This window comes from Aliiglaciecola aliphaticivorans (assembly GCF_054782055.1).
Genome location: NZ_BAAGTF010000014.1, coordinates 45407 through 65020, shown reverse-complemented (window position 1 = coordinate 65020; position 19614 = coordinate 45407). Strand labels below are relative to the sequence as shown.

Sequence of the window (19614 nt, the reverse complement as noted above, 5' to 3'; positions counted from 1 at the left end):
GCTAATATAGTTTGCCAAGTTGATTATTTGGCTGTTTTTGGGGAACGCATTTTCACGTCTTCGGTGTTTTTCTTCTTATCTCGTTTACTCATCAAACCAATGTATTTTACAAATACATTGCTTAAGTATTTTTCAGAATTGAATCCTAGGCGTTTAGCTACGCTGGTGACTTTTTGATCCGTGCGCATAAGTACTTTTTTAGCATATTCTAGTCGGTAGTGATAAACAAAAGCGCGGAAGTTTCGATTAAGCACAAACCGGGTTGCCAACGCTAGCGCCGCAGGTTCCACATTTGCCGCTTCGGCTACTTGCTTAATTCTAAGTCCTTTGCGTTTATAAGCCTTATGTTGAATGATGGCTTTTTCAGCCTGTTTTAAGGTAAACCTTAGGTGATCTTCGGAGTAGGCTTTTTTATCCATTTGAGCGTAAGCAAATGGCGTCGGAGAATATTTTCGGTTTTGAACTAACAATAAAAGTAAGTACAAAGTACCGGTGGCGTTAAGCATATTGACTAACGTCTGCCATTGCACAACAGCCGGTAACCAATCAAAAACAGCGAGTCCAATGATGCAAATGGATAAAAATGACGTGAACATGAGTACATAGCAGCCGTTGGCGGTGAATCGCATTTCAAAAATATCAATATCCACTACTTGATCAGACAAATAATAATGGTAAGAAGCGAGGTATTCAGCAGCGTGCACCGCAAAACTCAAAGTAACAATGGCGCTAAACAAATAGGTGGCATAATAGGGCCAGTTCACCAAAACGTCCCCAACTGGAGGGGAAAAGAGCATCCCCACCCTAGTGTCACTTGGCGTCAACCAAAGTGGCAATTGACCTGCCAGCAGCACTAAGCAAGGTATAAAAAACAAGACATTATTGTTAGCAAACTTAGTCAGTGTCAGTTTCCTAATGCTGAGCACTAAACAAGCGGCAATGATTGCACTAAAGATCTGTGAAGCGCCGACCAGGAAACTTAACTGGGATTCATAACCGGATAACTTCAGCCACTCATCTAAAAGTAAAAAAGGCCAAAGTAACAGAGCAACTAAAACCAATTTGGCATGGGGAAATTGCCCATACCTTACCCAGATTAAAATGAGCCCAATGAACCACCCTACCAGCATAGAGCTGATTGCAATTTGATAGAGACTCATTTCATCCATTATGTGTTCACCAATATGTTTCCACTGTGGTTGCTACGCCTTTACTTAACTCTATAACGGACAAAAGACTGTTTTTCTTAACCTCACTCCATTGTAAAAGCTCAGATTTATCATCTACGTCAGAATCCAGTAGCTTAGTTTGAAAGACTTTAAGCTTGCGTAACTCTTGAATCCCCTCCAAAACATCCTGCCATGGATCTAAAAAGGGTTGACGCCGCGGGTTATCTAAACATGACCCAAGCAACAAGTCTGTATTCAAAGCACTGAGTAAATCTTTATACTGTTTTAAATAATCTTCCATGCTACTCACATTCTCATTAATACTAGAAAACACGGTTTGCCATTTTTGCTGCAAAACCGCAACTGCGTGCTCCTTCAACGGCTTAGTATAGCCGTCGGATTTTTTCCGCCAGGGGCAGGTTACCAAAAGTCGCGATAAGCGCAGTTGCAATATGGAATTATCTTGATGGGTAATCAAATAATGAGGACGAGACAAATTTAGAGTGCCATCTTGCAAGCCTCGTAAATAACTCACCAGCGCATCGTGCTGAGTTAGACGTTTGCTATACATTCCGCGTTTTGAACGCAACGCTCGAATACTCTTAACCTGTTCAATCCAGGCCCATTTGTTTAAGCGTAAATTTAGCCCTCGGCTGACTTCATCCATCGCTTTGCACTTAAGCGGTTTAGAATATAAGCGAACACAATCGCGGGTTAGTCGCAAACCGATGTATATATCAATTAGATCGGCCACTTTTTTAGTTTGCATATAACGATATTCAGCTTGTTGCCAAAACGACAAGGCATACCCCAACCCTTTGATAAAACCAGACTCGCAATTTTCACTGTCCGATAGGCTAACATTGCTGATTTTTTTGGGGTCTGGCGCCAGCGCATTGCGAGCGAGGGTAAAGCCCCTACCCGCTTTACTCAAATTACATAATTGGCTAGGGGCTAAGGTTGCCATCTTCTCAGCAATATCGAACAACACTGCAACATCACCATTTTTCAGCTCCAATTCCATTTCACAAATATCAGCACTATTATCTGCAGTACTAACGGCTCCCTTATCTAAAACCAACTCAACGTCAGTACCATCAGATAAGCGTAAGAAAAAAGCTTTACGTTTAAAGTCCGTGTTAAAAATTGGAATGATCGTTTCTTGTAGTTCTGCCACCGAAATATCTTGTGGCCAAACGCTAGGCTCAAATAATTCCAACGAAGGGGACAATGAGTCTATGGAGACATTATATTCTGGACGTTGATGCAAACCACCAACACTTTTCCCTGCGGTTTTTACAGTCTGTTCAATGCCCTTATCGCTACTTCGAACGCGTAATCCGATGCTATTAGCGCTTAGCAACCAATCCGGCGTATCAAAGTATTGATTAAACAGCGTAAATTCTGACGTTTCAATATTCGCTGAAAATTTTCCTAAGGCGGATAATAAGTCAGATTCGTCAATACCATTGGGTAATAACAACTTTAGTTCAATTTCTTTTTCCATTAAAACTTATGTCCAATGAGAGGATAAATTAGCGGGTAATCAATGGCCTAAACAATACTCCTAAGAACAATCTAAGGCAATCAATCAAAGCTTCACTTGCCTTTGGCAATCCAAGGCCATACCATTTGTCTAAATTTGTATTAACATTGATGAATTATGGGCAAGCTTTCAACCACAATTTTATTTATTTTCGCGTTGGCAATTAGCAACGTAAGTGCACAACAAGAGCCTAATGATGGCTCAGGCGACATTCGTTATATTACCGATGACTTAACTGCTTTTATGCATACAGGTCCGAGTAGGAATTATCGCATCCTTGGCTCAGTTACAGCGGGTACTCGCATTACGGTTTTACAGGAAAACCAGGAAACCGGGTTTATCGAGGTCATTGATGATAAGCAACGCACGGGCTGGGTAGAGTCGCAATATGTTAGTCGCGACCAGAGTATTCGCGTGCTCGTTCCGGGACTACAGCAAAGTGTCAAAGAATACAGTTCTCAAATTGCACAGCTGAACAAGTCCAATGATTTATTAAGTCAACAATTATCAGACTTAACCAGTCAAAACAAAGTGTTAGAAAAAGACTTGGAAAGTCAAACCAAGGAAACTCAAAAGCTGCAACGAGAGCTAGATATGCTAGATCAAAGTGCTCAAATGAAGTGGTTTACCCGTGGGGGTATTATTGCTTTAGTGAGTATTCTGCTTGGTGTCATCATTGCCTACTTACCGAAAAAACGTAAACGCAGTGACCAATGGATGTAATCTGACATTTGCGCAATGCACTTCATATATTGAGGTGCATTGCAATCTGAATTCCCCCCTTGTACCCCTAATATCCTTTTTTCCATTTCTCGTCACTTCTTCTTCCAAACTAGTATAAATAGGTCTACTTTTGGACTGTATTTCTGCTAATTCAATCTATACACTCGCGCAATTAACACTGTCACAATTCTTAACGGAGAAACTGCATGCTATTTGAAGGTAATTTAGTTACTAGTTGTCCAATTCGACAAAAGATAAGAGATTTTTATCGCATTGACGAGAATTTGGCTGTAGACCATATTCTGCCTGATGCAGAAGTCTCTGTTAGTGCTCGAAGCCGAGCGTGGGAGCGAGCCAGAAAAATGGTTTTACGTATTCGTCGTGAACAAGAAGGGCACGGCGGTGTAGATGCGTTACTAAATGAATACTCACTGTCCACCGCAGAAGGCGTGGTATTGATGTGTTTAGCAGAAGCATTATTGCGGGTACCAGACAAAAAATCACAAGATGCATTGATTCGCGACAAGCTATCTAAAGGGGCTTGGAGTGCGCATTTAGGAACCAGTGACTCAATATTTGTCAATGCCTCTTCTTGGGGATTATTGCTCACAGGAAACATGGTTTCCTACACCGACCACCGTAAACGCAATAGTATTGGGCTTTTGAAGAAAACCTTAGGCAAAATGGGTGAACCCGTCATTCGTAAAGCCATGAACATTGCTATGAAAGTAATGGGTAAACAATTTGTTATGGGTGAAAACATCAATGACGCCTTAGAGCGTGCTGCTGAAAAAGAACAGCAAGGTTATGTTTATTCCTATGACATGCTTGGTGAAGGGGCTCGCAACGCCAATGATGCTCAGGAATATTTCGAAGCATACGAAGAGGCGATTCATGCAATTGGTAAAGCAGCGAATAAAAAAGGGCCTAAGCGTAGCCCAGGTATTTCCGTTAAATTATCAGCTATTCATCCCCGCTATGAATTTACTAACCGCGAAGAAGTGTTGGACGTCATTCCAACGCTGTTAAAACAACTATGTATGTTATGTAAAGAGTATGACATTGGTTTAACGGTAGACGCAGAAGAAGCGGATCGTTTAGATATCTCATTAGATATCATCGAAAAGGTATTTTCCGATCCTGATTTGGGCAATTGGAGTGGCTTCGGTATAGCGGTTCAGGCCTATCAGAAGCGTTCTTTATACGTTCTAGATTGGTTAAGGGATTTAACCTTGAAAACTGAGCGAACCATGATGGTTCGGCTGGTCAAAGGAGCGTATTGGGATACGGAAATTAAGAATGCTCAGCAAGATGGCTTAGAGCACTTCCCGGTATTTACCCGTAAATCTTCCACAGATGTGTCCTATCACGCCTGCGCAAACCGTTTATTAGCCTATAAAGACACCATTTATCCGCAATTTGCCACCCATAACGCCTACACAGCTTCGGTCATTCTAGAATTGGCCGGAGATGACAAAGACGGTTTCGAATTCCAGTGTCTCCATGGCATGGGCGATAGTTTATATGACCAAATTGTAGTTGAAGAAAAAGTCCAATGTCGGGTTTATGCGCCCGTTGGTGAACACGAAGACTTGCTTGCTTATTTGGTGAGAAGATTGTTGGAAAATGGTGCCAACTCATCTTTTGTTAACGCCATTGTTGATGACACTAAACCGGTTGAAGATTTACTCGAAGACCCAGTCGAAAAAACCCAAAGATTAAAATATAAATACAATCAGCAAATACTCAAACCAATCGATTTATATGGCGATGAGCGAGCTAATTCAAAAGGTCTAGACCTAACCGATATCAATCACATTGCGCCACTTAAGCTTGCCCTAGATCGTTGGCAGTCAGAAAATTGCGGTGCCCAGCCGGCGGAAAATGAAAGCATCCATGTGGTACGTAATCCAGCCAATCAAGATGAAGCTATAGGGCATTTAACCTTTGATTCGCCAGCGCAAATAAAACACAAACTTGAGCTAGCAGAGCGTGCGTTCGATCAATGGTCAAACACGTCTGTTGAAGCCCGCGCAGATATATTAAGACATACGGCAGATGCCCTAGAACGCAATTCCGATGAATTAATCGCTTTGTGTTTAAAAGAAGCTGGAAAAATAGCTCAGGATGCCATTGATGAAATCCGTGAAGCGGTTGATTTTTGCCGTTATTATGCAGCAAGAGCCGAAGAATTATCGGAAGACAACCGCCTCAATCCAAGAGGAGTTGTTCTGTGCATTAGTCCGTGGAATTTCCCATTAGCCATTTTCTTAGGCCAAGTCGTTGCAGCACTGGTTACCGGTAACACTGTGCTTGCCAAACCTGCAGAGCAAACAAGTTTAATCGCCATTCGTGCGGTTGAATTGATGGAAAATGTTGGACTGCCAAAGGGCACATTACAGACAGTAGTGAATAGAGGTCCTGTGGTGGGAGATACCCTATTACCCGATGAAAGAATTAAAGCCGTGATCTTTACCGGCTCAACCCAAACCGGTAGCTTAATTGCCAAAGAATTGGCCAATCGAGGAACGGAGCAAGTCCCCCTTATTGCTGAAACAGGTGGCCAAAACTGCATGATTGTCGATTCGACTGCACTACCTGAGCAAGTTATAGATGACGTCATCGCATCTGGCTTCCAAAGTGCGGGACAACGCTGTTCTGCATTGCGAGTATTGTTTTTACAAGAAGATATTGCCGATACCATTATTGAAATGTTAGTGGGTGCCATGCAGGAACTTAGAGTTGGCGACCCGGCCATGTTATCAACAGATATTGGCCCTGTTATTGACCAAAAAGCCCTTGATAGCTTGCAGCAACATGTCACTGATATGCAGGGCAAAGGCAAATTGTTATATGACGCTCCTGTGCCAGAAGATTGTCAAAATGGATTTTATTTCACACCAAAATTATACGAAATTGACAATATTGACGTATTGACCCGAGAAGTATTCGGTCCCTGTGTGCATATCGTCCGATTTAAGGAAAAAGACACACTTAAAGTGGTAGAACAAATCAACAGCACTGGTTTTGGTCTAACCATGGGCGTTCACTCTAGAATTGATGAAAAAGCCATGGAGCTAGGGCGCTTATCTCGCGCCGGTAATGTCTACATAAACCGCAATATGATTGGCGCAATTGTTGGCGTGCAACCTTTTGGTGGGCGCGGACTATCGGGCACCGGCCCTAAAGCAGGTGGACCTAACTATTTGCCGAGATTAATGATAGAAAAAGCTACGCCATCGAAAAGTCCAGCAAAAGATGAATTGCAAATTCAACAAGTCTTTGAAGCTGCTGGCGTTGATGAAAAAGGCGCGCTAAAGATCATGTCACATGCTGCTGACGCCGAATTTGATTGGCGTTCCACTAACCTTACCTCACGCATATCTTGGGTACGTCAATTACTCGCTAAGCTGGCTAGAGTCGATATTCTTGATGAACTGGCTGAAGATTTAGATCAAACTCTTGCGGTATCTAGAGCGCAGTTGATTAAAATTGAGAGAATGCTCAAAGCCCCTAAAGAATTGCCAGGTCCAACAGGTGAATCCAATACTCTCTATCTCGAGCCAAGGGGTGTTTTATTGTGTTACGCCGATGAACAGGTAACCTTTGAATATTGGGCTCTATCCATTGTAACCGCGTTGGCAACAGGTAATGTGGTTATCGCTGTTGTGTCTGACTTATTTTACGATGAAGCTACTGAGTTCGCGAATAAATGGCGCTCAAATGGAGCACCGGAAGCTGTCCTTCAGGTGGCTAAACTGTCTCATTTACACGCTTTATTAGAAGCCCCCCAACTTGCTGGGGTTGTGGTTGATAGTCAAAGTCACAGTAAAGCTTATTTCGCGAAAAAATTGGCCGAGCGTGAAGGGGCTATTTTGCCCGTTATCACTTCGGAATACTCAGATAACCTGATTCAACGCTTATTAACGGAAAAAACCATTAGTATTGATACCACAGCATCGGGTGGAAATACCAAGTTAATGACCTTAGAAGAGGCAGACGATTAGTTCCATGAGCTAACTCAATTATTCCATTTGTAACAGTACCGGAACCTGTGGGCATAGTCTTACAGGTTTCGAGTTTAAAAGTTTAGACAAATAGATTATTGGGTGAAGAAGAGCTTGCACGCAATCCGCGGCCATTGAGTTGTCGGTTAGTACTGGCTTTGACTGTGGATTCTCGGCATAATATTGTGATTGAAACCGTGGTGAGGGCAGACGAATATGAAATGGATCACATTAATTCTCGTGAGTTTATGCTTCTTGCTGCAATACCGTCTTTGGTTCGGCAAAAACAGTATTCCTGACTATATTGAAATTAAACACCTAGTTGAAGAACAAAAAGCGAGAAATGCGGATTTAATTCAACGCAATAATTTGCTTTTAGCCGATATTCACGACCTAAAAACAGGCGTGGAGGCTATGGAAGAGCGGGCGAGAAATGAGCTTGGATTAATTAAGCAAGGGGAAACCTTTTACCGCATACTGCCAGCACAAGATGAGCCACGTTAATCCGCTGCCCACGATAACAATTTATTGAATATAGACGTTGTTGATTTGAACGTTAAAGAATAGCCTTCAAATTCACGCCAAAAATAACAGCAAACGACCTAGGAATCCATGACTCAAGATACGCAAAGCTTTACCGTCATAGTACCTGCAGCAGGGGTTGGTAAGCGAATGAACGCTGATAGACCTAAGCAGTATCTGAAAATTGGTGATAAAACGGTGTTGGAACACACCGTTGAAAAGCTAATTACGCACCCCAAAATCTCCCATATTGTTATTGCACTTGATCCACAAGATCCATATTTTGAATCTCTGCCATTAAGTCAGGAGAAGTGGATAACCCGAGTAGATGGAGGCTCGCAAAGAGCAGATTCAGTGCTTGCCGGATTAGATACGGTCACCGATTCACATTGGGTTGCCGTCCATGATGCTGCCCGCCCCTGTGTCAACCATCACGATTTGGATCAGTTGTTTAGCTTATGCCATAAGAATAATGGTGGCGGCATACTAGCTATGACCGTTAAAGATACCATGAAGCGTGCTCAGCAAAACACATTGAACCGTGTTGCCAACACCGTTGATAGGGAAGGACTCTGGCATGCCTTAACCCCCCAACTTTTCCCCCTTGAACAGCTCAGAAGCGCACTGCACAAAGCGTTAGCGCAAGGGGTCACTATTACCGACGAAGCGTCGGCAATGGAATGGGCCGGGTGGCCGGTGAATTTAGTGGAAGGTAGTGAACGCAACATTAAGATTACCCGTCCCAATGATTTACCATTGGCGACCTTTTACTTATCTCAGGAAGAATAACAATGCGAATTGGTCATGGTTACGATGTACATAAGTTTGGTGGTGAAGGCCCCATAGTGATATGTGGTGCGCAGATAGAGTATGAATTGGGTTTAATTGCCCATTCAGATGGCGACGTTGCGTTACATGCCTTATGTGACGCATTGCTAGGAGCTTGTGCCTTAGGTGATATTGGTAAGCACTTTCCTGATACAGACTCTGCTTATGCAGGGGCAGATAGCCGACAGTTACTGAAACATGTATACCATTTAGTCCGTCAAAAAGGTTATCAATTAGCTAACTTAGATATGACCATTGTTGCCCAAGCGCCCAAAATGGCTCCGCATATTTCCATCATGAGGCAAAATATCTGTGACGATTTGCAAGTTGATATTGAGCAGGTGAATGTCAAAGCCACGACCACTGAAAAACTGGGCTTTGCCGGTCGAAAAGAAGGGATTGCATGCCATGCAGTCGTGTTACTTCAAGAAGCGAATTCATGATAGCGCTGAGCACCGAACATTGGCTTCACCAACAACCTGCACCCACCTCAACAGGTACGATTAAATCGAGTTATGCAGATTTCATCGTACGTGAAGAGTTAGGATACGAACTTACGGGTGAAGGCGAGCATATTCATTTGTGGATACAAAAAGAAGGGTTGAATACCGCTTTTGTGGCTGAACACTTAGCTAAGTTTTGTGGACTACCATTACGCGCGATTACCTATGCTGGTCGTAAAGATAAATACGCCTTAACTCAACAATGGTTTGGTGTGCATGCTCCGGGAAAACAAACCTTCGAATGGCAAAATTTACGCCTAGATGGCTTAAACATATTGGAATCTAAACGACACAATAAAAAACTGCGAGTAGGCGCTTTAAAAGGGAATCGCTTTGAGTTGGTTGTACGTGGCGTATCAGATACCTCGCAGTTAGAGCAAAGGCTAGAGTATATTCAACAAAATGGTGTGCCAAATTACTTTGGGGCTCAACGTTTTGGTGAGTCTCGTCATCATCAAAGTGGTGGAAATTTATTGCTGGCGCAAACTATGTTAAATGGTGAAACCATTCGAAACCGCAATAAACGCTCTATGGCAATTTCAGCGTTACGTTCCTGGTTATTTAACGAATTTATCCATCAACGCCTTCAGCAACAAAACTACTCAACACCTCTTTCTGGCGAAGCCTGTATCTTAACTGGCAGCAATAGTTTTTTCATTGCCTCGCAAATTGATGCTGAAACTCAGTTACGCTTAACAAAAAATGATATCGTATTGTCAGCGCCTATGTGGGGAGCCGGCGATTTGGCCACACAAGGCGAAGTTAAAGAGTTGGAACAACAAATCGCAAAACAACACCTTAATGTGTGTCAATTACTAGAATCTTTAGGCCTAAAACAGGAGCGTCGCGCTATTTGCTTGAAACCACAAAACTTACAGTGGCAAATAAGTTCTGATACGCTAAATATACAATTTTCGTTGCCTGCAGGATGCTTTGCAACGTCAGTATTAAGAGAGTTAATTAATGCAAATACTGCTGAGCAATGATGACGGTTTTTTTGCCGAAGGGCTAGCAACCTTGTACAGCCACTTATGTGAACTTTATGATGTGACCGTAATTGCCCCTGAAGAAAACTGCAGCGCATTTAGTAATGCACTGTCCATACGTAAACCCTTGCGAATAGAAAAACAGAACAACGGATTTTACGCCGTCAATGGTACGCCATCAGATTGCGTCCATTTAGGTATAAATCAATTTTTAGATAACGATCCAACACTAGTGGTTTCTGGGATTAATCACGGCCCCAATTTAGGTGACGATGTTATCTATTCAGGTACAGTTGCAGCAGCAACAGAAGGCCGTTTCATGGGGTTACCGGCTATTGCAGTGTCATTAGCAAGTCATGATGGTAAACATTTTGAAACAGCCGCTAAAGTCGTGGTAGAGATTCTTCAGCGCTTACATAAACACCCTTTACCTGCAGATCAAATTCTCAATATTAATGTACCCGATATTCCCTACCAAGATTTAAAAGGTATCGAAGTGACCCGTCAAGGCCGTCGCCATCGAGCGGAAAGCATGGTAAAAGATAAAGACCCTCAGGGTCAGGATGTGTATTGGTATGGCGCAATCGGCCAAGAGCAAGATGCGGGACCAGGAACAGATTTTTACGCTGTGGCTCAAAACCGCTGTTCCGTCACGCCATTAAGTGTTGATATGACGGCTTATAATAGCCTAAATGACATGAAAGAATGGTTAAATATAGAAATCACATAACAATAAGATGAAGTACAAGGAATCACATGAAACGCGCCACTAGAAAAGGTCAAACTTTAGCTCAATTGATACATGCTGAAGGTATACAGGAACAGCGAGTATTAGGGGCTGTGGCCGCTACTCCTCGAGAGTTGTTTCTGCCAGATGTATTGCATCATAAAGCTTACGAAAACACGGCACTACCTATTGGCCAAGGGCAAACCATTTCCCAACCCTATATTGTCGCTAAGATGACCGAACTTTTACTCAATTCTGATGCTCCAAACCACTCTGTTTTAGAAATTGGTACAGGATCTGGATATCAAACGGCGATTTTGGCTCAACTATTTGATAACGTATTTAGTGTTGAGCGTATTAAAGCGTTGCAGTTCCAAGCGAAACGCAGAATGAACCAACTTGATCTGCATAACGTATCCATGAAGCATGGTGATGGCTGGAAAGGTTGGGCGAATAAAGGGCCATTTGACGGTATTATAGTCACCGCGGCGGCCAGCCACATGCCCACAGATCTATATCAGCAACTGAATGACGGGGGTATGTTGGTCATTCCGGTGGGCACTGATGAGCAAAAGCTCCATGTCGTTGTGCGCAACCAAGACGAGTTTAATACCACAATAGTAGAAGCCGTGCGTTTTGTTCCTTTGGTGGCAGGCGATATCATTTAAAGGCTTTAATTACAGGAAGTAAAAGTGAAACCAATTAAAAGAAACACCAAGCAATTTGTTAGCCTAGGGATTAAAGGAGCCTTGATGGGGGCAGCAGATGCCATTCCTGGCGTATCTGGCGGGACTATTGCTTTTATGACAGGTATTTATGAAGAACTCATATATTCCCTTAAGCAATGTGGTCCTGAAACCTTAAGCGTACTATTTAAGCAAGGTATTTTAGCTGCATGGAAACATATCAATGGTGCTTTTCTGGCTTGCGTATTTGCAGGAATCCTAGTCAGCGTAATTAGTGTTTCTCACATTGTTATATTTTTGCTCGACAGCTACCCCAGTTTACTCTGGTCGTTTTTCTTTGGTTTAATATTGGCTGCAGTTTGGTCTGTGGTGCGGCATATCGAAAAATGGCATCCGAGTATAATAGCGGCCTTTCTGTTGGGCGCGCTTTCGGCTTTTTATATCACCACTATTACTCCCACACATGTTGAAGCCACAAATATCATGATCTTCGTGTCGGGTATGATCGCAATATGCGCGATGATCCTTCCGGGCATTTCAGGCAGCTTCATCTTACTATTATTAGGTATGTATATGCCGATATTAAGTGCCGTAAAATCATTTCAGTTAGCAACTTTAACCTTATTTGCTTCAGGCTGTGTAGTGGGGTTACTTTCATTTTCGCGCATATTGCACTGGATGTTCGAAAAACATAAAACCATGACGTTAGCCTTACTGGGTGGCTTTATGTTGGGATCTTTAAATAAAGTCTGGCCATGGAAACTGGTTGTGGAAAGCGTGGTAAACCGTCATGGAAAAGTCATTCCGTTAGTTGAAAATAATGTTTTACCGGCTACATACGAAGCAGCCAGCGGATTGTCAGCCCAACTCTTACCCGCCATCGCCTTGATGTTTATTGGCGTGATGATGGTGTTTCTTTTAGAAAAGTTAGGCACTACACCGGATTAAAACAGATGCAAACGCTGACGAGGTTATGGACTAATACGATAAAACACAGTTTAATCTCGAAGCGAGGCTTGATATTGCTGTTAGTTTTAACCAGTATTTTTGTGGCTGCCTGTTCCAGTCGCTCTACCCCAGCCCCAGTAATCGAACTATATCAAGGTAGAGACTACCGCGACTTTCCAAAAGACCAATTCAAAGGCGATAAGTACATCGTCCAAAAAGGTGATACCTTATTTTCAATTGCTTGGTTTTCTGGCAATGATTATCGCGACATTGCCTCCATTAACAAAATCAAAAAGCCTTATTCCATATATCCAGGGCAAGAATTAGTCTTGAAATCAGCATCTAAACAGGTTAAAAACAGGATAAATAACCCACCTGGTCAGACCAGAAAAACAAAAACAAACAGGACAGTTGACCCGCCGCAAAAGCAAGCGTATGGTGAAAGTAACAAAGATGTTAACAAGCCTTACAAGCGGTCAGAAACCATTGAATTCCCTAGTAGAATAGAAAAATGGATATGGCCTGCAAAAGGACAATTAGCAACTAAGTTTTCTCTTTCAGAGCAAGGTAGCCGAGGTATTGAAATCAGTGGCTCGAGAGGCGACAAAGTCGTTGCTGCCGCTGGTGGTAAGGTTGTTTATACAGGCAATGCTTTGAGAGGTTATGGTCAGTTGATCATAATTAAGCACTCTGAATCGTTTTTGAGTGCTTATGCGCATAACGATACTGTGTTTGTTAAAGAGCAGCAGTGGGTTGCAGCGGGGCAAAAAATAGCCTCGATGGGTAGTACAGGTACCGACAAAATTAAGCTTCGTTTTGAAGTTAGGTACAGGGGTAAATCAGTTGATCCTTTAAAGTATCTACCTAGCAAATAATAACAATAAATAATAATTAGAAAGGCCTACAGGAGAAAAGTGGACTAAATAAAAATCTTTTAGGAGAATTATATGGGTGACAAAAATACCATCGTTGTAAATTTGGCTGAGCCGGTTGTAAACGAAAAAGAAATCGACTCTGAGTTAGCAAAAATTGAAGCCGATGATGAGAAAGATCCCATGGAAGAAATACTAGCAGGCCAAGATGAAATTCAAAAAAACTTGGATGCTACGCAGTTGTATTTAGGTGAAATAGGTTTTTCACCTTTGTTGTCTGCAGAAGAAGAAGTATATTTTGCAAGACGCGCTTTAAAGGGGGACGAAGCATCCCGCAAACGGATGATCGTTAGTAACTTGCGTTTGGTGGTCAAAATAGCACGACGTTACAATAATCGTGGATTGGCTTTATTAGACTTGATAGAGGAAGGAAATTTAGGCTTAATTCGAGCCGTTGAAAAGTATGACCCTGAGCGGGGATTTCGCTTCTCAACATACGCTACTTGGTGGATAAGACAAACCATCGAAAGAGCAATAATGAATCAAACCCGTACTATTCGATTACCAATCCACGTGGTGAAAGAATTGAACGTGTACCTTAGGGCTTCTCGTGAACTCGCCCAAAAACTAGACCACGAGCCTACCGCAGAAGAGATTGCAGGTTCCCTCGACAGACCCGTAGAAGACGTCACTAAGATGTTGCGATTAAACGAGAGGATAACATCTGTAGATACCCCCATCGGAAGTGAAAATGATAAGGCACTGTTGGATATCATCGCGGACGAAAAAGGTTATGGCCCAGAAGAAGATCTACAGGATAAAGATATAAAATGTAGCATCGTTCGCTGGTTAGAAGAACTCAACCCAAAACAACGGGAAGTGTTGGCTCGCCGCTTTGGCTTAATGGGTTACGAACCATCTACCCTCGAAGATGTTGGATCTGAAATTGGCCTCACCAGAGAAAGAGTTAGACAGATCCAAGTAGAAGCCTTGCGGCGGTTACGAGATATGTTAGGTCATCAAGGGTTAAACCTAGAAGCGCTGTTTAATAAAGAAGACTGACCGCTTAATAGGATCATCAAGAAGACGTCAATTGTGACGTCTTTTTTATTTTTGCAAACGTTGCGAAAGGCTAGCGACGATTTCATCCGGTCTTTGCGTTATATCAACCCAATAACCGTAGTCAGGTAATTCAAAGGTTTCTAGTTGTGAGTCGAGTAGATTGGGGTCGAAAAAATGCCCGCGCCTATCCTTAAGTCGCTCAAGGAGCAGTGCTCGTGGACCATTAAGTACTATCCACTTGACCTCTCCACTACATTTCCCTTGTAAGGTTTGCCGATACGACTCTTTCAAGCCGGAACAGGCTAGTACTGCGCCACCTTTGTTTTCCCAATTTGCTAGATTTAACGATAGATTTTCGAGCCAAGGCTGGCGATCACTATCATTAAGTGGGCTTCCATTTTTCATCTTCTGAAGATTAGATTGGGGATGAAAATCATCTGCATCGAAAAAAGGCAGATCTAACTCCAGGGCCAATTGATTGCCAATCGTTGACTTCCCTGTTCCACACACTCCGCACACAATCACTATCATTGCTTACTCCAAGTTAAATCAGTCAAGGCAAGTACAGCAGTGAATAACATGCCATTTGGCACGCTATGAATAACCAAAACACAAAAACTCACGTTAATCTCGCACCTAAAGTGAAAAAATCCCTTCCTTTGCAGGAAGAGATTTAATAGCTCATAAGCTCACTTGTTGTATTCTTAAATGGTAACCACTGCTCACAACGCAGAGAGGACAGCGTCGTAATCCGGTTCGTTAGTGGTTTCAGCCACTTGTTGAGTAAACATTACTGTGCCATCCGTATCTATGACCACGACCGCCCTTGATAGTAAACCAGACAAGGGCCCAGTTTTGAAAGTAACACCATAATCTTCACCAAAAGAACTGCGAAAACTCGATCCGTTTATGACATTGTCAATTCCTTCAGCACCACAAAATCTAGCGGCTGCGAAAGGCAGATCTTTTGACACACAAATAACCTTGGTATTTTCCAAACTTGCCGCTTTTTCATTAAACTTGCGGACTGAAGTAGCACAAGTAGCAGTATCAACGGACGGAAAGATATTCAGAATAAGGCGCGTTCCCGCATAATCAGACAGGCTAGCAGGTGACAAGTCAACTTTAACTAAGTTGAAGTCAGGCGCTTTACTTCCTACTGCAGGTAACTCTCCCACAGTTTCAAAAGAATTACCTTGTAATGTAACAGTTGCCATCTAACACTCCATTTATTAAGGATTAATTTCACAATAGACTACAGTATAGTTATCAAATGATGCAAAGGATCATTGTTATGAAATGGAAGTCGAAGATTAAAGGTCTAGTGAGGTAGTCAACTGAATTTCAGTTTGTTAATTACCTTTAATTTTAGCCTAGAACACAGGTTATTCATTAGTTTCACCCAAGCAAGGACAACTATGTCATCTAGATTACGTTTAGTGCTATCCGCTCTTATTTCCTTTGTATTTTATTTTGCTTGGACATATTGGGCAAACAATATGGTTTCAACGGATTCCGCCTTGGTGTTACGCTCAGCTATGGTTCAGGGCACGTTAAGTGCAACCATTACCTTAATGTTCACTTTTGCATTGGAAAAGTCCGTACAGAAATTTGGTCAAAGTAGTTTTTCCTTAATCTTTGTCGTACCCATTATCTACACAGTACATTCAAAAACTACTCAAAATATCGCCATTTTCAAGACCTTTAATGCGGCATTAAATTTGTCGGCGCAAAAAGCCAGTGGCGCTGCTGTACCTGGAACACTTCTGGCTCCCCTTCTCCCTTTGCTGGTTCAAGCCAGTATTGCGATAACGGTGAATTGGTTAAATCACACCCCTAATCTATGGTTGACCGTTGCACCCAGTATCTTTTTTACCGGTGTGTATGGATACATTTATACATTCACATTACTCAAAGAAAGAAAAGATAGTTGGTAATTTCAACTTCAACAAAGAAGGTTCTGCATGCCTATATTTACTTTTAAGAAATGTTGAACCCTTTCAAAACCTATCGTAAGGTAGGGAAATGAATAGCGTAAATCCCACTAAAACTGCACTTTTGAATCTGGCGCAAGAATTGTTGCAAACCAAATCATTTTCAAGTGTTTCCTTCCAAACACTCGCGTCAGGTATTGGCATTAAAAAAGGCAGTGTTTATTATCATTTCAAAACTAAGGAAGATTTAGGCGAAGCCATCGTTGAGCGATTAACCACGATGCTGCAGCAGAGTTTGCTGGATATTCAACATGAACCCTCACAAATTCAATTAAAGATTTATCTAAGTTGGTTTGAAAAACATATTGAAGCTGCGCAAAAGCTGTGTCCTGCCGCTAGCTTTGCAGCCACTTGGGATGCAGTACCCGAGGGGACAAAATTAAAAGTACAAAAGTTATATAATCTGCATCAGAATTCATTAATCAGGATCATTCAAAACGGCAGAGACTCAGGAGAATTTGCACTTAGTAGTCAATCTCCCAAAGAACTCGCTGTGCTAGTGTTTGCTTTGCTGCAAGGAGGCTTAGTGTCTTCCCGAGTGTCGCAAACTAAATATGAGTTCGAGGCTTGCAAGGCACAAGCCTCACAGATGATTGTAAAAGGCTAGTACCAAGTTCACAGTTAATTTTCCAATAAAGCTAAAGACCCCTTAAGAACAAGGTTTATAGTAACGGTTTTTCGACAGTTCGATGGCTTCTTCAACCAATAAATTAGCTGCTGCTTGTTCACCTAAATTACTAAGGTTATCTAACCAACTGCGAAATAAGCGCTGATCAAATAACGCCAGATTCGTTGCCTTATTAAAAAGAACAATTGAATTTTCAAAGTGTTGTTCTCTTCTTAGCGCCAGTTCATCCAAAGCCAAATCATTCCCTTCAAGCTCATAAACTACCTCTTGATAAGCCATACCAATATTTTGCGTAATATTGGTTTTACCTTGAAGTTCCATGGTTTCCCCTAAAGATAAACAAAGCTGCAAGAACTCTTCGTCCTGTTTGGGCTTTTCCGTGCACAACCTAGAGATAATATTATAAAAGCTGGGCTGTGAAGCTGCAGCAGCAAAAGCAGAAAGGGCATTTTGGGTAAAGTTCTCATTTGGACGGCCTTGTAAACTGTCAGTATAGAGTCGAATATACTCAGCAAAGCTCTCTTTAAATAGTGGCGATGTATTGACTTGACGAAGGGAATTTTTAACCAAATCTGTGGCATTTCTACTGGCATAAAAGTTGGCTATGGCAAACCACATCCCACCATTATCGCCGCCAGCAGATATCGCCTGATCGACTAATTGTTGGTTGCAGCCCTGATGACTTTTCACTTCTGTACACAATCCTAACAGCTGCTCCAAGGCCAATGGGTTGCCGGGGAAAGTCTGGTTAAAGGATAATAACTTGTCTAATCGTGTGTTTTGTTCAGATACATCAGAGAAAAATGCATAAGCCAACTGTTTGTCCATCGAGGGGGAGGTCTCAAAGGTGGCAAAGACTTCTGAGTTGCTCAATTCTGCATAGTCAGTAATTTGACCTAAATCACATTCTACGATGTAGTCTTGTATTGCCTCAGGTTCTGATCCATTTGAGTCTGCATCATTTTCACCCTCGCCGTCAAAACTTGGAGTTTGATTAAATAGCACAGATGGTGTTTTCGGGGGTGTCGCTGTATCAGACAATTTAGGTGTAGGGGATTGAGTCGAATCGTCCTTGTGCTTTCCTTGATTAAATAGTGAAAGTTGAATTAAATACACAGACAAAATAACCCCACATATGAGTAAGGTTATTTTGCTAAAGGTATTCATCTAATTAAAACGATTACCAAACCAAAGTTAGGCACGACTAGTGAATTTTTGCTCGGCGGTATTGATCTTAATTTTCTCACCTGAGGCAATGTATTCTGGCACCTGAACGACGAGACCGGTTGAGAGCGTTGCAGGCTTGGTTCTAGCACTGGCTGACGCGCCTTTAATTGAAGGATCAGTTTCAGTAATAACAAGCTCCACAGACGGGGGTAACTCTATACCTACGGGCTTACCGTCAACAATTAGTATCTGTAAACCTTCGGTTTCTTCGGTGAAAAACAGTAATTCATCAGCAATAGTCTCTTTATCCAACGAAAACGGGGTGTAATCTTCATTGTCCATAAAGACGTATTCGGTACCGTCAACGTAAGAGAACATCACTTTACGACGGAAAAACTCAGCAGTATTGATGATCTCATCTGCTTTAAAACTTTCGTCCGCCTTTGCCCCTGTCGAGACCTCATACAAACGCATTCGGTAAAGACTCGCACCCGCACGGCCACTGGGAGTGAGTTTGTTGATATCTTTTACAAGGTAAACTTTACCATTGTGTTCAATGGCTGCGTTCTTTTTTACTTCACTAGCTTTTGGCATTGTTTTGCTCAACTTAAAAATTGCGTGTTAATAAAGTACCACGAAGCGTAAAAACACAGAAGCAATTAGCGCGCTAAATTCCCTAGTTTTGACGTTACTGAGGTTTATTTTGCACGCCCATAATGTTTTATTTAACCTTCAATACGATTCAAAGTGAGAAATTGATAATTATACTTATTTTTCTCATCTGCAAGATGTGATTCAGTATCAACCAACTCCCATTTAGCAGACTTGTTGTAGTCTGGGAAATAGGTGTCGCCCTCTACTTCTAACGCTATTTCAGTTAGATACAAGCGCTGACATAAAGGTAAAAAATAATTGTAGATAGTGCCGCCACCAATCACCATAAGTTCATCTACCTCACCTGCAGCACTAACGGCCTGCTCACAACTAGCCACAACCTTAGCATCACCCAGCTGATAATCAGGGTCACGACTAATAACGATGTTTAATCTACCCGGGAGCGCTTTTCCGATAGACTCGTAGGTTTTCCTTCCCATTACAACGGGCTTACCCAAAGTCGTGCGTTTGAAGTGACCTAAGTCTGCGGGGAGATGCCAAGGCATAGCGTTATCCGCCCCTATTACTCGATTTTTTGCCATGGCGGCGATCATTGATATCAACATATAAGCATTCAGCCTTAAAATAGGAT

The 19614-nt window shown here is 42.2% G+C and carries 20 protein-coding genes; 13 read left to right on the top strand and 7 right to left on the bottom strand.

The window, feature by feature from the left end; translation table 11 throughout:
• Positions 1 to 23: 23 nt before the first annotated feature.
• Positions 24 to 1169 carry a helix-turn-helix transcriptional regulator gene (locus ACYVIL_RS07900; protein WP_460312114.1) on the bottom strand — a complete coding sequence of 382 codons (1146 nt, stop codon included), beginning with the start codon at positions 1167 to 1169 and terminating at the stop codon, positions 24 to 26.
• A 7-nt stretch (positions 1170 to 1176) separates the two neighbouring features.
• Positions 1177 to 2676, bottom strand: coding sequence for a CYTH domain-containing protein (locus ACYVIL_RS07895; protein WP_460312113.1), 1500 nt, complete (start codon positions 2674 to 2676; stop codon positions 1177 to 1179).
• Positions 2677 to 2832: 156 nt separating this feature from the next.
• Between ACYVIL_RS07895 and ACYVIL_RS07890 the strand changes: the two genes are divergently transcribed.
• The 11 genes from ACYVIL_RS07890 (at position 2833) to rpoS (ending at position 14579) form a co-directional block, all read left to right on the top strand.
• Positions 2833 to 3438: a TIGR04211 family SH3 domain-containing protein gene (locus ACYVIL_RS07890; RefSeq protein ID WP_303471359.1), complete on the top strand. Its 606-nt coding sequence runs from the start codon at positions 2833 to 2835 to the stop codon at positions 3436 to 3438.
• A 206-nt stretch (positions 3439 to 3644) separates the two neighbouring features.
• The gene (putA, locus tag ACYVIL_RS07885; RefSeq protein ID WP_460312112.1) at positions 3645 to 7445 is read left to right on the top strand and encodes a bifunctional proline dehydrogenase/L-glutamate gamma-semialdehyde dehydrogenase PutA; all 3801 of its coding nucleotides are present in this window, start codon (positions 3645 to 3647) and stop codon (positions 7443 to 7445) included.
• A gap of 216 nt (positions 7446 to 7661) precedes the next feature.
• A complete protein-coding gene (gene ftsB / locus ACYVIL_RS07880; RefSeq protein WP_303471365.1) occupies positions 7662 to 7949 on the top strand; it encodes a cell division protein FtsB in 288 nt (95 codons plus the stop codon).
• Positions 7950 to 8057: 108 nt separating this feature from the next.
• Positions 8058 to 8756 (top strand): 2-C-methyl-D-erythritol 4-phosphate cytidylyltransferase, encoded by a 699-nt coding sequence (ispD, locus tag ACYVIL_RS07875; RefSeq protein WP_303471367.1) that lies wholly within the window; start codon positions 8058 to 8060, stop codon positions 8754 to 8756.
• Between the two features lie 2 nt (positions 8757 to 8758).
• Entirely contained in the window at positions 8759 to 9238 is a 480-nt protein-coding gene (gene ispF / locus ACYVIL_RS07870; protein ID WP_460312111.1) for a 2-C-methyl-D-erythritol 2,4-cyclodiphosphate synthase, read from the top strand.
• Positions 9235 to 10284, top strand: coding sequence for a tRNA pseudouridine(13) synthase TruD (gene truD / locus ACYVIL_RS07865; RefSeq protein WP_460312110.1), 1050 nt, complete (start codon positions 9235 to 9237; stop codon positions 10282 to 10284). Before ispF ends, truD begins: the two co-directional genes overlap by 4 nt.
• Positions 10262 to 11014, top strand: coding sequence for a 5'/3'-nucleotidase SurE (gene surE / locus ACYVIL_RS07860; RefSeq protein WP_303471374.1), 753 nt, complete (start codon positions 10262 to 10264; stop codon positions 11012 to 11014). Before truD ends, surE begins: the two co-directional genes overlap by 23 nt.
• A gap of 26 nt (positions 11015 to 11040) precedes the next feature.
• Positions 11041 to 11679, top strand: a complete 639-nt coding sequence (locus ACYVIL_RS07855) for a protein-L-isoaspartate(D-aspartate) O-methyltransferase (protein WP_303471377.1) — start codon at positions 11041 to 11043, stop codon at positions 11677 to 11679.
• Between the two features lie 24 nt (positions 11680 to 11703).
• Positions 11704 to 12645: a polyprenyl-phosphate transporter gene (locus ACYVIL_RS07850; protein WP_460312109.1), complete on the top strand. Its 942-nt coding sequence runs from the start codon at positions 11704 to 11706 to the stop codon at positions 12643 to 12645.
• A 74-nt stretch (positions 12646 to 12719) separates the two neighbouring features.
• Positions 12720 to 13520: a peptidoglycan DD-metalloendopeptidase family protein gene (locus ACYVIL_RS07845; protein ID WP_460312108.1), complete on the top strand. Its 801-nt coding sequence runs from the start codon at positions 12720 to 12722 to the stop codon at positions 13518 to 13520.
• A 72-nt stretch (positions 13521 to 13592) separates the two neighbouring features.
• A complete protein-coding gene (gene rpoS / locus ACYVIL_RS07840) occupies positions 13593 to 14579 on the top strand; it encodes an RNA polymerase sigma factor RpoS (protein ID WP_460312107.1) in 987 nt (328 codons plus the stop codon).
• Between the two features lie 45 nt (positions 14580 to 14624).
• Here rpoS and ACYVIL_RS07835 read toward each other — a convergent pair whose 3' ends face one another.
• Positions 14625 to 15110, bottom strand: coding sequence for a gluconokinase (locus ACYVIL_RS07835; RefSeq protein WP_303471419.1), 486 nt, complete (start codon positions 15108 to 15110; stop codon positions 14625 to 14627).
• A gap of 191 nt (positions 15111 to 15301) precedes the next feature.
• Positions 15302 to 15796, bottom strand: coding sequence for a thiol peroxidase (gene tpx, locus ACYVIL_RS07830; RefSeq protein WP_303471421.1), 495 nt, complete (start codon positions 15794 to 15796; stop codon positions 15302 to 15304).
• Positions 15797 to 15997: 201 nt separating this feature from the next.
• Between tpx and ACYVIL_RS07825 the strand changes: the two genes are divergently transcribed.
• Positions 15998 to 16516, top strand: a complete 519-nt coding sequence (locus ACYVIL_RS07825) for a hypothetical protein (protein WP_460312106.1) — start codon at positions 15998 to 16000, stop codon at positions 16514 to 16516.
• Between the two features lie 88 nt (positions 16517 to 16604).
• A complete protein-coding gene (locus tag ACYVIL_RS07820; protein ID WP_303471424.1) occupies positions 16605 to 17180 on the top strand; it encodes a TetR/AcrR family transcriptional regulator in 576 nt (191 codons plus the stop codon).
• A gap of 42 nt (positions 17181 to 17222) precedes the next feature.
• Here the strand turns inward: ACYVIL_RS07820 and ACYVIL_RS07815 are convergent, their stop codons facing one another.
• From ACYVIL_RS07815 to folA, 3 genes are all read right to left on the bottom strand, one after another.
• Entirely contained in the window at positions 17223 to 18323 is a 1101-nt protein-coding gene (locus ACYVIL_RS07815) for a hypothetical protein (protein WP_460312105.1), read from the bottom strand.
• A 72-nt stretch (positions 18324 to 18395) separates the two neighbouring features.
• A complete protein-coding gene (gene efpL / locus ACYVIL_RS07810) occupies positions 18396 to 18962 on the bottom strand; it encodes an elongation factor P-like protein EfpL (RefSeq protein ID WP_303471426.1) in 567 nt (188 codons plus the stop codon).
• Positions 18963 to 19093: 131 nt separating this feature from the next.
• Positions 19094 to 19588: a type 3 dihydrofolate reductase gene (gene folA / locus ACYVIL_RS07805; protein ID WP_460312104.1), complete on the bottom strand. Its 495-nt coding sequence runs from the start codon at positions 19586 to 19588 to the stop codon at positions 19094 to 19096.
• Positions 19589 to 19614: the final 26 nt, after the last annotated feature.

Bases quoted from the DNA above. Each gene is read 5' to 3' on its own strand.
- ACYVIL_RS07890 (WP_303471359.1), top strand. From the start codon at position 2,833: ATGGGCAAGCTTTCAACCACAATTTTATTTATTTTCGCGTTGGCAATT.
- surE (WP_303471374.1), top strand. From the start codon at position 10,262: ATGCAAATACTGCTGAGCAATGATGACGGTTTTTTTGCCGAAGGGCTA.
- ACYVIL_RS07825 (WP_460312106.1), top strand. From the start codon at position 15,998: ATGTCATCTAGATTACGTTTAGTGCTATCCGCTCTTATTTCCTTTGTA.
- ACYVIL_RS07855 (WP_303471377.1), top strand. From the start codon at position 11,041: ATGAAACGCGCCACTAGAAAAGGTCAAACTTTAGCTCAATTGATACAT.
- ftsB (WP_303471365.1), top strand. From the start codon at position 7,662: ATGAAATGGATCACATTAATTCTCGTGAGTTTATGCTTCTTGCTGCAA.
- ACYVIL_RS07900 (WP_460312114.1), bottom strand. From the start codon at position 1,169: ATGGATGAAATGAGTCTCTATCAAATTGCAATCAGCTCTATGCTGGTA.
- truD (WP_460312110.1), top strand. From the start codon at position 9,235: ATGATAGCGCTGAGCACCGAACATTGGCTTCACCAACAACCTGCACCC.
- efpL (WP_303471426.1), bottom strand. From the start codon at position 18,962: ATGCCAAAAGCTAGTGAAGTAAAAAAGAACGCAGCCATTGAACACAAT.
- ACYVIL_RS07895 (WP_460312113.1), bottom strand. From the start codon at position 2,676: ATGGAAAAAGAAATTGAACTAAAGTTGTTATTACCCAATGGTATTGAC.
- ispD (WP_303471367.1), top strand. From the start codon at position 8,058: ATGACTCAAGATACGCAAAGCTTTACCGTCATAGTACCTGCAGCAGGG.
- folA (WP_460312104.1), bottom strand. From the start codon at position 19,588: ATGTTGATATCAATGATCGCCGCCATGGCAAAAAATCGAGTAATAGGG.
- ispF (WP_460312111.1), top strand. From the start codon at position 8,759: ATGCGAATTGGTCATGGTTACGATGTACATAAGTTTGGTGGTGAAGGC.
- putA (WP_460312112.1), top strand. From the start codon at position 3,645: ATGCTATTTGAAGGTAATTTAGTTACTAGTTGTCCAATTCGACAAAAG.
- rpoS (WP_460312107.1), top strand. From the start codon at position 13,593: ATGGGTGACAAAAATACCATCGTTGTAAATTTGGCTGAGCCGGTTGTA.
- tpx (WP_303471421.1), bottom strand. From the start codon at position 15,796: ATGGCAACTGTTACATTACAAGGTAATTCTTTTGAAACTGTGGGAGAG.
- ACYVIL_RS07835 (WP_303471419.1), bottom strand. From the start codon at position 15,110: ATGATAGTGATTGTGTGCGGAGTGTGTGGAACAGGGAAGTCAACGATT.
- ACYVIL_RS07820 (WP_303471424.1), top strand. From the start codon at position 16,605: ATGAATAGCGTAAATCCCACTAAAACTGCACTTTTGAATCTGGCGCAA.